Genomic DNA, 13,361 nt, shown 5'->3' on the forward strand with positions numbered 1-13,361 from the left:
ATGTTTTGTACTTCGTTCGGTTATTGAAGCCGATATTTAACCCCAAACCCAACAACCTAGATAGGCGTTTTCGCATTTATCGTGAAACGCTTTCGCGTTTTTCGTGCGCCAGGCTCAGTCAGCATGGGAAAGCTAACAATGACAGTGGTGGAAGCTGCCGGCTCCCATTCCATGGAATGCCGGAAAAAGCGACGAAGGAATCCTTGGTTGAATATTTGGCGGGCCAGACGTATGAGGGGGCGTGAGATATGGAAGCCATTATTTATATCGCACACGGAAGTAGGCTGAGCAAAGCGAATGGGAAATTTATTGATTTTATTAAAAAAGTCATGAAGAAGGCTTCGGCTCCCCAACAGGCCTATGGTTTTCTAGAACACGCTGAGCCGTCGGCTGCACAAGCCATTGAAGCATGTATCGAAAAAGGGGCAAGTGAGATTACAGTAGTCCCTGTATTCTTACTTCCAGGGATTCATGCCAATTTTGATATTCCGGTAGAACTTGAACGTTATCCAAATATAGTTTTTCATTATGGAAAACCACTTGGTGTTGACGCTATTATGGTCGACATTCTTGCAGACAGGCTGGCTGAAGCAGGTTTCGGTGAACAGGCGAATGAGGCGGTGCTGTTGGTGGGCCATGGAAGCCGTGTTCCTGAGGCGGCGATTGAATTTGAAAAACTAGCATTAGATTTAGCTCAGAAACTGGCGTGTCATGTTCACACGGGCTTCGTCACTACTCCTACTTTCTATCATGATACGGTGAGGAATCTAGCGGGCCGGAAAATTTTTATTCTGCCTCACTTCTTGTTTTCCGGAGGCTATACCGTCAAAATGAAGAGAGAACTAGAGTGGGCGGGCGACGATATTAATTTTTGCAAACCGGTTGGTTTTGTTGAAAAGTTGATTCCGCTTATTGAAAAACGGGTAGCAGAGGTGCAGTATGAATTCAACTTATCCAATTATGATACAGCTTGAAGGGAAAATAGTGGTTGTGGTTGGCGGCGGCAAGGTGGCTGAACGGAAGGTTAGCGGCTTACTTGGCACCGGAGCCAATATAGTGGTGGTCAGCCCGGAAGCGTCGGAGGAATTACAAAGGCTCTCTTGCGATGGAAACATTGAGTGGGTGCAGCGTCCATTTTGTGTTGGAGATTTGCAAGCCGCTTTTATGATCTTTGCGGCAACGAACGATAAGATGGTGAATCGTTTGATTAAGGAATCAGCCGTACCCGGGCAGCTTGTCATGGTGGCAGATGACCCGGATGACTCAGACTTTCATCTTCCGGCCGTTGTGCAACGCGGACGTTTATCAATTTCGGTTTCAACTGGAGGGGCCAGCCCAATCCTAGCCAGGAGAATCCGCAATATACTGGAGCAAGAGTTTGATCAGTCTTATGAAGACTACCTCGAATTTCTTTTTATTAAGCGGAAGTGGATAATTAGGGAAGTGGCGGATTCCACGTTAAAAAGAAAACTGTTAACGGCCATTGCGAGCGATGAATTCTTTAGCAGCCGCGATCGTGAGGGAGACTTTCAGCGGCTATATCAAGAATTGACTTTCTGAATCAGTAATAGCCGTTAAGGACATTTTCAGCGATATTCCGGTGAGTGTTGTCTTTAATAAGGGTTCTTAAGGACATTTTCAGCGATATTCCGGTGAGTGTTGTCTTTAATAAGGGCTCTTAAAGACAATTTCAGCGAATAGCAGTGAGTGTTGTCTTTAATAAGGGCTCTTGAAGACATTTTCAGCGAATAGCAGGTGGGTTTTGTCTTTAATAAAGGTCTTTAAAGAAAATTTCAGCGAATAGACAGCGTGTATTGTCCTTAATAAAGGCTCTAAACCAACGTTATTTTTTAAGTTATTCAATAAGGATCATCGTAATAAACAAAACATCCCCATGAATGAACTCCTTCTCCTTCACAAACCCGATTTTTTCATAAAGATGGATGGCTCGGTTATTAAAAGCCGCCACAGTAAGGCGAATAGGCGTGTCTCCATACTTCGCTTTAATATAATCTAAAATAAATGAAAAAAACAAAAGCCCCCGTCCTTGCCCCGTAAACACTGGATTCATCCCAATGCCAACATCTACATAACCTTTCGCATAGATCTCAAAATCACTACTAATCGGCACCTGAGCAGATTCCCCAATACAGAAAAAGCCAAATATTTTATTTTGATCATCTAAAATAACAGAATACGAGCCATTTAATAACTCCGCTATGGCCCCCGCACTATATTCATTACTGTAAAAATCATAAGGTGCTTCGTATTTCCAAGTCAAAAATTCCTCAGCAAAGATTTCATCCATTTTCTTCACAAATAACCGCATAAAACCCCTCCAAAGCTCAAATAGGTAAAAGTACCCGCGTCGTGAAATGGTGATATATCAAGGTCTATTATATAACAGACGGATAAATTTACCTATTTTTATAAAATTTTCAGAAAAGTAGTTCCATTTTTGAAAAGTGTGTTATATAATACAAAACGAGGACAGTTACTGTATTATAACAAAGAGGTGATCTAGTTCATGTCGACGCAAACGACAGGTATTGAAGTGGTTGGGGCATTGAAGGCCCAGTACGATGAGATTTTAACACCAGAGGCTTTAAATTTTATTGAAGAATTGGAGCGTAATTTTGGTGAGAGAAGAATTGAACTGTTACAGTACAGACAAAAACGCCAAGAGGAAATTGATAACGGTAAACTACCTGATTTCCTTCCTGAAACAAAGTATATTCGCACTGGGGAATGGACGGTGGCCCCGCTGCCAAAAGACCTTCAAGACCGCCGCGTAGAAATTACCGGGCCGACTGACAGGAAAATGGTTATTAATGCCTTAAATTCAGGGGCAAAATTGTTTATGGCTGATTTCGAGGACGCCACTTCACCGACATGGGAAAATGCCGTCGAAGGACAAATCAACTTACGGGATGCAGTAAATCGGACGATTTCGTTTGAAAACCCAAATGGAAAAAAATATGTGTTAAATGAAGAAACAGCAGTCCTAATCCCAAGACCGCGCGGACTGCATCTTGAGGAAAAGCACGTGCGATTAGATGGCAAGCCTATCTCGGGAAGCTTCTTCGACTTCGGGCTTTACTTTTTCCATAATGTAAAAAATCTGCTGGCAAGAGGCACAGGCCCTTACTTCTACCTTCCAAAACTGGAAAGCCATTTAGAAGCCCGGCTTTGGAACGATGTGTTTGTTTATGCACAAGAAAAGCTTGGAATCTCACAAGGAACAATCAAAGCTACGGTATTAATCGAAACCATCATGGCGGCGTTTGAAATGGATGAGATTCTATATGAGTTAAAGGAACACTCAGCCGGCTTAAACTGCGGCCGATGGGATTATATTTTCAGCTTTATTAAAAAACTGCGCACCCAAAAGGATGTCATTTTACCGGATCGCGCTCAAGTCACGATGACTTCACCATTCATGCGCTCATACTCATTACTTACAATTCAAACCTGTCATCGCCGCAAGGCACCGGCAATGGGCGGAATGGCTGCACAAATTCCGGTGAAAAATAATCCGCAGGCAAACGAAGAAGCCTTTGCGAAAGTCCGCGCTGATAAAGAACGGGAAGCACGTGACGGGCATGACGGCACATGGGTCGCACATCCAGGACTCGTGCCGGTGGCAATGGAAGTGTTCGACCGCGAAATGCCAACGCCGAATCAAATTCACACCGCGAAACAACAGAAAATTACCGTTACAGCGCAAGACTTGCTTGAGGTACCGGGCGGAACAATTACTGAAGCGGGTGTCCGCACCAATATCAATGTTGGGATTCAATATGTAGCTTCGTGGTTATCCGGCAGAGGCGCGGCACCCATTTATAACTTAATGGAGGATGCGGCAACGGCTGAAATTTCCCGTGCCCAGCTTTGGCAATGGATCCGCCATCCGAAAGGCGTTTTAGATGACGGAAGGAAAGTAACCGTGGAAATGTATGAGCAATTAAAGGATGAGGAACTAGAAAGAATCAAACGGGAAATTGGGGCACTAGGCTTTGAGAATGGCCGGTTTGATGAGGCAGTTCAACTATATGACGAGTTAATTATCAATAATGAGTTTGTAGATTTTTTAACACTACCTGGATATGAGCAACTTTAAAAAGCGTTTATTTTAAAAAAAATTTTAATAGATTGATAGGAGGATTTTAAAATGACAAATTCAAGAGTAGACCAATTACAAGAAAGCTGGGAAATGGATAGCCGTTGGAAGGGGATTACACGACCATACACGGCAGAAGATGTAATCAAGCTGCGCGGTTCGATTGACATTGAGCATACGTTGGCTCGCAAAGGCTCTGAAAAACTATGGAAACTGTTACATGAGGAAGAGTATATTAATGCCCTAGGTGCCCTAACGGGAAATCAAGCTGTTCAGCAAGTAAAAGCAGGCTTGAAAGCGATCTACCTAAGCGGCTGGCAGGTTGCGGCCGATGCCAACCTTTCCGGTCATATGTATCCCGACCAAAGCTTATATCCAGCAAACAGCGTGCCAAGTGTTGTCAAGCGCATTAACCAAGCCCTTCAGCGTGCAGACCAAATCACGCATTCAGAGGGTGATGACTCTATCGATTGGTTCGCTCCGATTGTTGCCGATGCCGAGGCAGGCTTTGGCGGACAGCTAAACTGCTTTGAATTGATGAAAGGCATGATTGAATCCGGTGCGTCAGGGGTTCACTTTGAAGACCAGCTATCATCTGAGAAAAAGTGCGGCCACTTAGGCGGTAAAGTATTGCTGCCAACACAAACGGCGGTTCGCAACTTGATTGCTGCCCGCTTGGCTGCCGATGTTATGGGTGTTCCAACTGTATTAGTTGCTCGTACGGATGCTAATGCTGCTGATTTAATTACAAGTGATATCGATATGAATGATGCCCCGTTCATTACTGGCGAACGGACACCGGAAGGATTTTTCCGTGTGAAAGCCGGAATTGATCAAGCGATTGCCCGCGGTTTAGCTTACGCACCATATGCCGACCTTATCTGGTGTGAAACTTCTGAGCCGAATATTGAGGAGGCAAGACAATTTGCCGAAGCGATTCATGAGCAGTTCCCTGGCAAACTATTGGCTTACAACTGTTCACCATCTTTCAACTGGAAAAAGAAACTCGATCAAGAAACAATTGCCACATTCCAACAAGAGCTTGGTAAAATGGGCTACAAATTCCAATTCGTTACCCTTGCCGGTTTCCATGCATTGAACCACGGCATGTTCGAACTTGCCCGCGGCTACAAAGAGCGCGGCATGGCGGCATATTCTGAATTGCAGCAAGCGGAGTTCGACAGCGAGCAATATGGTTACACTGCTACACGCCACCAGCGTGAAGTTGGAACAGGCTACTTTGATCAAGTATCAATGGTGATTACAGGTGGAACATCTTCAACAACAGCCCTGAAGGGTTCTACGGAAGAAGAACAATTCACAGGTTCTAAATAATGATCAGTATCCTTCTCTCCGATTGGGAGAGGAGGATTTTTTTTGTTAAGAGGGTATCGGAAGGTGTGTAGGGTGGTACTGTCGGATAAGTTGTGGTTATTGTCGGTTAGACTGTTTTTACTGTCGGATAACATGGGTTTACTATCGAATAAGCCGAGTTTACTGTCGGATAGCCACTTTTCCCCCATCCCGATTCCTAATTTTGGTTTGGAACACTTTTTAGGGTATGATCATAGATAATAGTAGCCTTTAAATGGAGTTGATTTTTTTGAAGAAACCTACCGTTGACGAGGTCTTGCAGCAAGGCATATATGGCACTTTAGAAACAAAACCGGATGAGCGGCGCAAATACTTAGGGACGATAAGAGAACGAATCATTGTTGCTCTGTATAAGAACCAGGTGGCTGAAGCCGAGGTTTATCCGCAAATTGAGCAGTCGATGAAGGAAAATCCAGGGGCACAGCTTTTTCTAAATGGAAACATGAGCTATGAGGAATTATCAAAGTATGTTAAATTGGCCACGAAACGAAAGATTGATCATAAGATCGTCACAAACAAAGAGCACGACACTGAGATTGGCTTACTATTAGCCATGCCCTACGCGATTGACAAAGAGGAAATTTTTATCACAAAAAAAGCCCTAAACTTAGAAAAGCCTCAGGAAAAAAAGGGACTATTTTCAAAGATATTTAAATGGTAAATGAGAAGTGTGTGATTCAAATTTAGAATTGCACATTTTTTATTTTTTTAAGACAAAATGGCAATTAATTATCGTAAAATTAAGATAATACAAGTGTATAAATGGGGGAAGAGCTCTTGAATCAAAAATCACTATGGCTGTCATCATTAATCATCTCTCTAGGAATAATTATTGGCTGTTCTTTGATTGCTTTTAAACCTTTACCCGCTTCAACCGAGCCAATAAATAAAGATGCAGTGGAAGGCAGTGTCATGCTTGATTTAGATGGTGCGTCGAAATTTCTAGGTTTTTCATCCGAAGAATTGCAAATGATTATCGCTAGTGAAAAAAAGGATTTGGAGACAAATGGAGGGTTTGAAGGTGTGATGCTGCCTTATATTACGGTAGAAGGTAATCTATATTTTGAAAAAACAAAGCTGTTACTTTGGGCTCAGCAGAATGCTGAGCTGCGGAAGGAATATAACAAGGGATATTAATTTAAAAAGGTGAGAGTATGACGATAAAAGGAATAAATCATTTATTATTTTCCGTTTCCAATTTGGATCAATCGATTGAATTTTATCAAAATGTGTTTGATGCGAAGCTTTTGGTGAGGGGGAGAGGTACTGCATATTTTGATTTAAATGGCTTGTGGCTTGCTCTTAATCTAGAAAAAGAAATCCCTCGTAATGAAATAGACCAGTCGTATACCCATATTGCATTTTCAATCGAAGAAGCGGACTTTTCAAATATGGTTGAGAAACTAGAGAGATTGAATGTCAATATTTTGCCTGGCCGGACAAGAGATGAAAGGGATAAAAAATCAATTTATTTCACCGACCCGGATGGACATAAATTTGAGTTTCATACAGGAACATTGCAGGATCGATTGGATTTTTATAAGCAGGAAAAAGGGTATATGGATTTTTACAATTAAAAAAGGGACTAAGTTTTTAGGAGAGTGTTCATGGGGACATTAAACGTCGAGCAAGAGATGAAATTGTCCTCATGAGGCGTTCATGAGGACAAAACTCGTCAACCAGGAGCCGAAACTGTCCTCATGAAGCCCTAGCCCAATATATTTGCTATCTCCACCGTCGCGTCCAGTTCAACAATCACATTCCCTTGAACAGCGCGGCTAATCATACAGGATGTTTCCGCTTTTTTAGCAAGCCGCCACGCCATCTCAACATCTTTTTCAGTAGCTCCAGGCTTCAAGACAATACGAGGGCGGTGGATAATTTTTTTATAGGTTATAACTCCTCTAGTTACATCAACAATTCCCTCAGATTCCATTGTTAAACCTACCTTCTCAAGACCGCTGCGTTCCATCATCGCCGCAAGGGTAATGATATAGCAGGTTGCCGCGGCCCCAAGCAGCATCTCATCGGGATTAGTGCCGACACCGGGTCCGTCCATTTCCGGCGGTATGGAGACTTTAGTTTTTAAATTCGCGGCCTCGATTTCCCCAACATCGTTCCGTAATCCCGGCCAGTTGGCTTTTAAGTGGAAAATATGTTCTGCCATGTTATATTTCCTCCAATTCTAGTTTTGCTCCCACGTCATTTGGAAAATATGGTATGGTTATTTTGATATGTTTAAAATGGAGCAGTGATAAATGAAAATTATCTTTAAAATGACTATGTTTCTAATTCTTCTTTTATATTTAGCGATTCTTTCAAAATTAATTTTGTTTAAATACATCCCGTTATCTGAAATTGTTAATCACTTTAACTTTACCTATGATGAATACCACTGGCGATCAAATAATTTCGTCCCCTTTAAAACCATCTATTTTTATCTGTTTTTAGCAGATATCAATTTAAATATCCGGATTGAGAATGTAGCAGGGAATATCATCGGTTTTATGCCCTTCGGATTTATCTTACCATTACTGGCGAAAAAGTTTCAAAAGCTTGGCGCTATAACCGTTGCCACCTTTAGCTTAAGCCTGACGTTCGAACTATTGCAGCTAGTATTTGAATTTGGCAGCTTTGATGTGGATGATTTGATTTTGAATACCATTGGCGGGATATTAGGTTACCTGCCTATTAAACTTGCTTTTCTATTCATTCAATCGAAAAATAAAGAAAACGCCTCTTAGGGGTAAAATAATATAAAAAAACCAACCAATGCGCTCTCTAAAAGGAGCCATTGGTTGGTTTTTCACTAGCATTTACTGGAACACTATCAACCAACAATTGCATGTTTTTCGCTACCTTTGTGCTGTAAGTGAAATCACCATAACAATAGGGATAGCGGAAATTATTTTTATCTCCGCCGCAATTATAAAGGGTAGGCTTTTCTTTTGCGCGGAGGAGTGAGTATTCCTTCGCCAGTTCCTCGCTATGTTTGCCGCCGCGCTCCGCTACATAATCGATATACCCGCTCCCCATGTTATAAGCTTGAATAATTGTGGAGAAATCCACCTTTTTCTGATTCCCATAGGTTAATACTCTCTGAAAATGTTTTACTCCGGCCTCGATACTTTGCTTTGGGTCTGTGATTGTGTTCCTTGGTAGACCGGCAGATTCTGATGCCTGCATAGGATCCCCGCCTTTTCCGTGGCTTTCCTGCTGCATCAAGGCAACTAGGACGGGGGTATGTTCCTCAAGCTGATATTTTGCTAATTCATCGTAAATCTGCGGACTATATTTTTTCACATCAGCAAATGGATCATTTTTTACTATTTGGGGAAGGGAATTTTGTTTTTGAAAATAATGTTGAAACATCGCCAAACCACAAAATATAATAAACAGCACGAAAAAGGTTCTGAACTTCTTCCGTCTTCGTTTTTTCATTAATAAACTCTCCTAAATCAATTCTGCATGGACTATTATAATGGTTTGTTAAAGCAAAGTCAGTGATAAACGTTTAAATAGAGGCTCAATTCAATAAAAGTAATCTAAAAATACAAACTATTGCCCATACTGAAGAAGGAATCATTGCGGTAAAGCGGAAAAGTTTGATATTATCAATAGTAAAATAACATTGGGATTGGGGGTTATGGATAATGTCACGAATTTCAGAGGAACAAGTGAAGCATGTTGCCAACCTAGCGCGATTGGCAATCTCGGAAGAAGAAACAGAAAAGCTCACAAAACAGCTTGATGCCATCATTACGTTTGCTGAGCAATTAAATGAATTGGATACGGAAAATGTGGAGCCTACATACCATGTGCTTGATATGAAAAATGTCTTACGTGAGGATGTTCCACAGCAAGGATTGCCGCGGGAAGAGGTACTGAAAAATGCACCGGAACATCAGGACGGACAAATTAAAGTACCGAACATAATGGGAAAGGAGGATTAATAAGATGAGTTTATTTGATTATAAGGTCTCAGACCTTCATGAACTAATACATAAAAAAGAACTAAAAGTAACAGATTTAGTCGATGAATCATATAAGCGGATTGGTCAAGTCGAGGACAAGGTCCAGGCTTTTTTAACGTTGGATGAAGAACAAGCTAGAAAATCCGCAAAGGTATTTGATGAAAAGGTAAATACAGGCGCAGAAAAAGGATTATTATTCGGAATGCCAATCGGCGTAAAGGACAATATTGTCACTAAAGGCTTACGAACAACTTGTGCGAGTAAGATCCTCGAAAATTTTGATCCGATTTATGACGCAACAGTTGTGCAAAAGCTGCAGCAGGCAGAAACGGTGACTATCGGAAAGCTAAATATGGACGAGTTTGCAATGGGTTCTTCAAATGAAAACTCAGCATTTAAAAAGACCCGTAATCCGTGGGCTCTTGACAGAGTGCCAGGGGGTTCTTCAGGCGGTTCAGCAGCAGCGGTCGCGGCTGGAGAAGTACTATTTTCATTAGGCTCTGATACGGGCGGTTCCATTCGTCAGCCCGCTTCCTTCTGCGGTGTGGTTGGAATGAAGCCAACATATGGCCGCGTTTCCCGTTTTGGATTAGTTGCCTTCGCTTCATCACTTGATCAAATCGGACCGATTACGAGAACCGTTGAAGACAATGCATATTTATTACAGGCTATTTCTGGGCTTGATCCAATGGATTCGACTTCAGCGAATGTGGATGTTCCGAACTTTGCAAGTGCCTTAACAGGTGACGTAAAGGGTCTGAAAATTGCGGTGCCAAAAGAATATCTTGGTGAAGGTGTCAGTGAGGCCGTTCGTCAATCGGTGTTAGATGCGTTAAAGGTACTTGAAGGTCTTGGTGCAGTATGGGAAGAGGTTTCTTTGCCACATTCTAAGTATGCTCTTGCAGCCTATTATTTGCTTTCCTCATCAGAAGCGTCAGCGAACTTAGCCCGTTTCGACGGTGTGCGTTACGGTTACCGGACACCAGATCCGGAAAGCTTAATCGATTTATATAAAAAGTCCCGTGCAGAAGGCTTCGGCGATGAAGTCAAACGCCGTATTATGCTTGGAACGTTTGCGTTAAGCTCAGGTTATTATGATGCTTATTATAAAAAAGCACAGCAGGTTCGGACTTTGATTAAGAAGGATTTTGAAGATGTGTTTGCCAAATACGATGTAATCGTTGGGCCGACAACGCCAACTCCAGCTTTTAAAATTGGTGAAAACATCGAGGATCCGTTAACGATGTACGCAAATGATATTTTAACGATTCCTTTGAATCTTGCGGGTTTGCCGGGAATTTCCGTTCCATGTGGCTTTGATGCAGGTCTGCCGCTAGGTTTACAAGTAATCGGCAAGTATTTTGACGAAGCAGCTATTTACCGTGTTGCCCATGCGTTTGAGCAGGCAACTAATTTCCATAAACAAAAGCCGGAATTGTAGGGGGTGAAATCAATGGAATTTGAAACAGTAATCGGACTTGAAGTCCATGTCGAGTTAAAAACGGATTCAAAAATCTTTTCTGCAAGCCCAAACCATTTTGGTGCTGAGCCGAATACTAATACAAGTGTCATTGATCTAGGATATCCAGGTGTGCTGCCTGTCCTAAATAAAAAGGCAGTTGAGTTCGGGATGAAGGCTGCGATGGCATTAAACTGTGAAGTTGCCAGCCATACGAAATTTGACCGTAAGAACTATTTTTACCCCGATAATCCAAAGGCTTACCAAATCTCACAATTCGATAAGCCGATTGGCGAGCACGGCTGGATTGAGATTGAGGTGAATGGTTATACGAAACGGATTGGGATTACGAGAATTCACTTGGAAGAGGATGCCGGTAAGCTGAACCATGGTAAGGGTTATTCTTTGGTTGATTACAACCGCCAAGGGACGCCGCTTGTGGAAATCGTTTCGGAGCCTGACATCCGTACTCCGGATGAGGCGTATGCCTATCTTGAAAAATTAAAGTCCATCATCCAATACACAGGTGTTTCGGATTGTAAAATGGAAGAGGGCTCACTCCGTTGTGACGCCAATATTTCAATTCGCCCGGTGGGACAAGAGGAATTCGGTACCAAAACGGAATTGAAAAACCTAAACTCGTTCAACTTTGTTCGAAAAGGTCTTGAATATGAGGAAAAACGCCAACGGGAAGTTGTTTCGGCAGGCGGGGTCATTGAGCAGGAAACCCGTCGTTTCGATGAGTCGACTGGTGCGACGTTGCTGATGCGGGTCAAAGAAGGTTCGGATGATTACCGTTACTTCCCGGAACCGGACTTACTCGATATCTATATTGATGAGGATTGGAAAGCCCGTATTCGTGCGGAAATCCCTGAGCTTCCTGACGCTCGGCAAAAGCGTTATATAGAAGAGCTTGGCTTACCTGTGTATGATGCTAAGGTATTGACGGTTACGAAGGAAATGGCTGATTTCTTTGAAGCGACTGTTGGCGGCGGCGCCGATGCAAAGCTTGCTTCGAACTGGATTATGGGTGATGTTTCTGCTTATTTGAATGCAGAGTCAAAAGAGCTTGATCAGATTGCGTTAACGCCAGAAGGACTTGCCGGAATGATTAAGCTGATCGAAAACGGTACAATTTCATCGAAAATCGCGAAAACAGTTTTTCTGGAATTAATCGAAAACGGCGGCGATGCCGAGAAAATTGTGAAGGAAAAAGGTCTCGTACAAATTTCTGATGAAGGAACTCTATTGAAAATTATCGCAGAAGTGCTCGATGCCAACCCGAAATCGATTGAAGATTTCAAGGATGGGAAAAATAAAGCGGTAGGATTCCTTGTTGGACAATTGATGAAGGCGACCAAGGGACAAGCCAATCCGCAAATGGTTAATAAATTATTACAGCAGGAATTACAAAAGCGATAAAAATGAAAGCTGGCAGAAGCTACTCTGCCAGCTATTTTATTGAGAAAAAAGTCGAGCGGATTTCGACATTCTTTGTACCAATTTCCCGGGAAAAAGCTATATGGTATAAGGATTCGGCCTGTTTTCAAACAAACGTTTAATTGAAAGTGAAATATAGAAGTCCTTGTCGAAGAGTGTAAGATGAGTCGAGAAGGGCAGTTGTTCGCCAGGGATTGCGGAAAAAGCGAAGAAAGGAGCTCTAATTTCGACAGTATTTGCAATCATTTTCTAGGGTAATCCCTTTAATCAAAGGCTTAGTTACGGATTCAAACAAACATTTGATTGGTATATTTTTTACCAAACAATCGTTTGATTGAAATTGGTTAAAATATTGATATAACGGGATTTATTTAATAAAACTACTAAAATATTTGTTGAATTTTAGACTGTAGAAAAACGGATGTTTTTACAAGCTATTTTTGAAAATAGATATCCCTGAAAACAAAAAAGAGGTATCTAAAAAGTCTTAGATACCCTCCCATTAGAATTAAAACGAAATCATCGCCCCGCGTTCATCAAAGACAGAGCTTGGATTCCAAGCGACTTCCCATAGATTGTTTTCAGGGTCGGCAAAATAGGCCGTGCGTCCGCCCCAAAAGGCATCACTTGGTTCGCGCAATATTTTCCCTCCGGCTTCACGTATTTCCTCAACGGTTGAGTCAACTTGCGCCGGTTTCTCCACGTTTATCGCGAAGGTCACAGCCCGATAGGTTTCGGGGGATTGCGGCAGATCAATGCCCGCGTCCTTGGCTAACTCCGCAATTGGGAACAGTGATAGCAGGACACCTGCTGTCTTAAAGACCGCGTATTGATCAGAGCTAAATTCAGTTTCTTCCCAGCCCAGCGATTTGTAAAATGCACGTAAAGCAGGTAAATCAAATGCTCCTATTGTGAGTAGGCTTACTCTCTGTGGAACCATCATTCTATACCCCCATTAAAGATCTTTTCCTTTTATTGTTCTTCATGTGTTTTT

General features: G+C 42.2%; 16 protein-coding genes. 12 read left to right on the forward strand and 4 right to left on the reverse strand.

Annotated features, from left to right (window positions below; genetic code table 11):
• The 3 genes from ACO1D1_RS03300 to ACO1D1_RS03310 all read left to right on the forward strand — a co-directional run.
• The coding region (locus ACO1D1_RS03300) for a hypothetical protein (protein ID WP_423334936.1) at positions 1 to 245 on the forward strand (245 nt) is incomplete at its 5' end.
• A 3-nt stretch (positions 246 to 248) separates the two neighbouring features.
• Positions 249 to 974, forward strand: a complete 726-nt coding sequence (locus ACO1D1_RS03305) for a sirohydrochlorin chelatase (RefSeq protein ID WP_149868332.1) — start codon at positions 249 to 251, stop codon at positions 972 to 974.
• Positions 940 to 1,560: a precorrin-2 dehydrogenase/sirohydrochlorin ferrochelatase family protein gene (locus tag ACO1D1_RS03310; protein WP_423334937.1), complete on the forward strand. Its 621-nt coding sequence runs from the start codon at positions 940 to 942 to the stop codon at positions 1,558 to 1,560. The genes ACO1D1_RS03305 and ACO1D1_RS03310 overlap by 35 nt, the downstream gene beginning before the upstream one ends.
• Positions 1,561 to 1,855: 295 nt before the next feature.
• On the opposite strand, the gene ACO1D1_RS03315 is transcribed toward ACO1D1_RS03310, so the two are convergent.
• Positions 1,856 to 2,329, reverse strand: coding sequence for a GNAT family N-acetyltransferase (locus ACO1D1_RS03315; protein WP_149868334.1), 474 nt, complete (start codon positions 2,327 to 2,329; stop codon positions 1,856 to 1,858).
• Between the two features lie 198 nt (positions 2,330 to 2,527).
• Between ACO1D1_RS03315 and aceB the strand changes: the two genes are divergently transcribed.
• The 5 genes from aceB (at position 2,528) to fosM (ending at position 7,071) form a co-directional block, all read left to right on the forward strand.
• Entirely contained in the window at positions 2,528 to 4,120 is a 1,593-nt protein-coding gene (gene aceB, locus ACO1D1_RS03320) for a malate synthase A (protein ID WP_149868335.1), read from the forward strand.
• A gap of 51 nt (positions 4,121 to 4,171) precedes the next feature.
• Positions 4,172 to 5,455, forward strand: coding sequence for an isocitrate lyase (gene aceA, locus ACO1D1_RS03325; protein ID WP_149868336.1), 1,284 nt, complete (start codon positions 4,172 to 4,174; stop codon positions 5,453 to 5,455).
• Positions 5,456 to 5,723: 268 nt separating this feature from the next.
• Positions 5,724 to 6,155, forward strand: a complete 432-nt coding sequence (locus ACO1D1_RS03330) for a YueI family protein (RefSeq protein ID WP_423334938.1) — start codon at positions 5,724 to 5,726, stop codon at positions 6,153 to 6,155.
• 116 nt (positions 6,156 to 6,271) lie between these two features.
• Positions 6,272 to 6,631: a hypothetical protein gene (locus ACO1D1_RS03335; RefSeq protein WP_423334939.1), complete on the forward strand. Its 360-nt coding sequence runs from the start codon at positions 6,272 to 6,274 to the stop codon at positions 6,629 to 6,631.
• Positions 6,632 to 6,648: 17 nt separating this feature from the next.
• On the forward strand, positions 6,649 to 7,071 hold the full coding sequence (fosM, locus tag ACO1D1_RS03340; protein ID WP_423334940.1) for a FosM family fosfomycin resistance protein: 423 nt from the start codon (positions 6,649 to 6,651) through the stop codon (positions 7,069 to 7,071).
• Between the two features lie 131 nt (positions 7,072 to 7,202).
• Here fosM and ACO1D1_RS03345 read toward each other — a convergent pair whose 3' ends face one another.
• On the reverse strand, positions 7,203 to 7,661 hold the full coding sequence (locus tag ACO1D1_RS03345; protein ID WP_423334941.1) for an OsmC family protein: 459 nt from the start codon (positions 7,659 to 7,661) through the stop codon (positions 7,203 to 7,205).
• 91 nt (positions 7,662 to 7,752) lie between these two features.
• On the opposite strand from ACO1D1_RS03345, the gene ACO1D1_RS03350 reads away from it, so the two are divergent.
• Positions 7,753 to 8,238: a VanZ family protein gene (locus ACO1D1_RS03350; RefSeq protein ID WP_423334942.1), complete on the forward strand. Its 486-nt coding sequence runs from the start codon at positions 7,753 to 7,755 to the stop codon at positions 8,236 to 8,238.
• Between the two features lie 37 nt (positions 8,239 to 8,275).
• Here the strand turns inward: ACO1D1_RS03350 and ACO1D1_RS03355 are convergent, their stop codons facing one another.
• Entirely contained in the window at positions 8,276 to 8,935 is a 660-nt protein-coding gene (locus ACO1D1_RS03355; RefSeq protein WP_423334943.1) for a lysozyme family protein, read from the reverse strand.
• 212 nt (positions 8,936 to 9,147) lie between these two features.
• Between ACO1D1_RS03355 and gatC the strand changes: the two genes are divergently transcribed.
• Genes gatC through gatB form a run of 3 tightly spaced genes read left to right on the forward strand, consistent with a single transcriptional unit; the run spans position 9,148 to position 12,349 of the window.
• Complete coding sequence (gene gatC, locus ACO1D1_RS03360; RefSeq protein WP_423334944.1) at positions 9,148 to 9,447, forward strand: Asp-tRNA(Asn)/Glu-tRNA(Gln) amidotransferase subunit GatC; 300 nt, start codon at positions 9,148 to 9,150, stop codon at positions 9,445 to 9,447.
• 4 nt (positions 9,448 to 9,451) lie between these two features.
• Positions 9,452 to 10,909, forward strand: a complete 1,458-nt coding sequence (gene gatA, locus ACO1D1_RS03365; protein ID WP_423334945.1) for an Asp-tRNA(Asn)/Glu-tRNA(Gln) amidotransferase subunit GatA — start codon at positions 9,452 to 9,454, stop codon at positions 10,907 to 10,909.
• Positions 10,910 to 10,921: 12 nt separating this feature from the next.
• A complete protein-coding gene (gene gatB, locus ACO1D1_RS03370) occupies positions 10,922 to 12,349 on the forward strand; it encodes an Asp-tRNA(Asn)/Glu-tRNA(Gln) amidotransferase subunit GatB (protein ID WP_423334946.1) in 1,428 nt (475 codons plus the stop codon).
• Positions 12,350 to 12,875: 526 nt separating this feature from the next.
• On the opposite strand, the gene ACO1D1_RS03375 is transcribed toward gatB, so the two are convergent.
• A complete protein-coding gene (locus ACO1D1_RS03375) occupies positions 12,876 to 13,310 on the reverse strand; it encodes a VOC family protein (RefSeq protein WP_423334947.1) in 435 nt (144 codons plus the stop codon).
• Positions 13,311 to 13,361 lie beyond the last annotated feature (51 nt).

The sequence above is a fragment of the Neobacillus sp. 19 genome, from assembly GCF_049463095.1.
GTDB lineage: Bacteria > Bacillota > Bacilli > Bacillales > Cytobacillaceae > Neobacillus.

Coding starts and splice junctions, on each gene's coding strand:
- gatA (WP_423334945.1), top strand. CDS start 9,452: ATGAGTTTATTTGATTATAAGGTCTCAGACCTTCATGAACTAATACAT.
- ACO1D1_RS03375 (WP_423334947.1), bottom strand. CDS start 13,310: ATGATGGTTCCACAGAGAGTAAGCCTACTCACAATAGGAGCATTTGAT.
- aceB (WP_149868335.1), top strand. CDS start 2,528: ATGTCGACGCAAACGACAGGTATTGAAGTGGTTGGGGCATTGAAGGCC.
- ACO1D1_RS03305 (WP_149868332.1), top strand. CDS start 249: ATGGAAGCCATTATTTATATCGCACACGGAAGTAGGCTGAGCAAAGCG.
- aceA (WP_149868336.1), top strand. CDS start 4,172: ATGACAAATTCAAGAGTAGACCAATTACAAGAAAGCTGGGAAATGGAT.
- ACO1D1_RS03350 (WP_423334942.1), top strand. CDS start 7,753: ATGAAAATTATCTTTAAAATGACTATGTTTCTAATTCTTCTTTTATAT.
- gatB (WP_423334946.1), top strand. CDS start 10,922: ATGGAATTTGAAACAGTAATCGGACTTGAAGTCCATGTCGAGTTAAAA.
- fosM (WP_423334940.1), top strand. CDS start 6,649: ATGACGATAAAAGGAATAAATCATTTATTATTTTCCGTTTCCAATTTG.
- ACO1D1_RS03345 (WP_423334941.1), bottom strand. CDS start 7,661: ATGGCAGAACATATTTTCCACTTAAAAGCCAACTGGCCGGGATTACGG.
- ACO1D1_RS03315 (WP_149868334.1), bottom strand. CDS start 2,329: ATGCGGTTATTTGTGAAGAAAATGGATGAAATCTTTGCTGAGGAATTT.
- ACO1D1_RS03355 (WP_423334943.1), bottom strand. CDS start 8,935: ATGAAAAAACGAAGACGGAAGAAGTTCAGAACCTTTTTCGTGCTGTTT.
- gatC (WP_423334944.1), top strand. CDS start 9,148: ATGTCACGAATTTCAGAGGAACAAGTGAAGCATGTTGCCAACCTAGCG.
- ACO1D1_RS03310 (WP_423334937.1), top strand. CDS start 940: ATGAATTCAACTTATCCAATTATGATACAGCTTGAAGGGAAAATAGTG.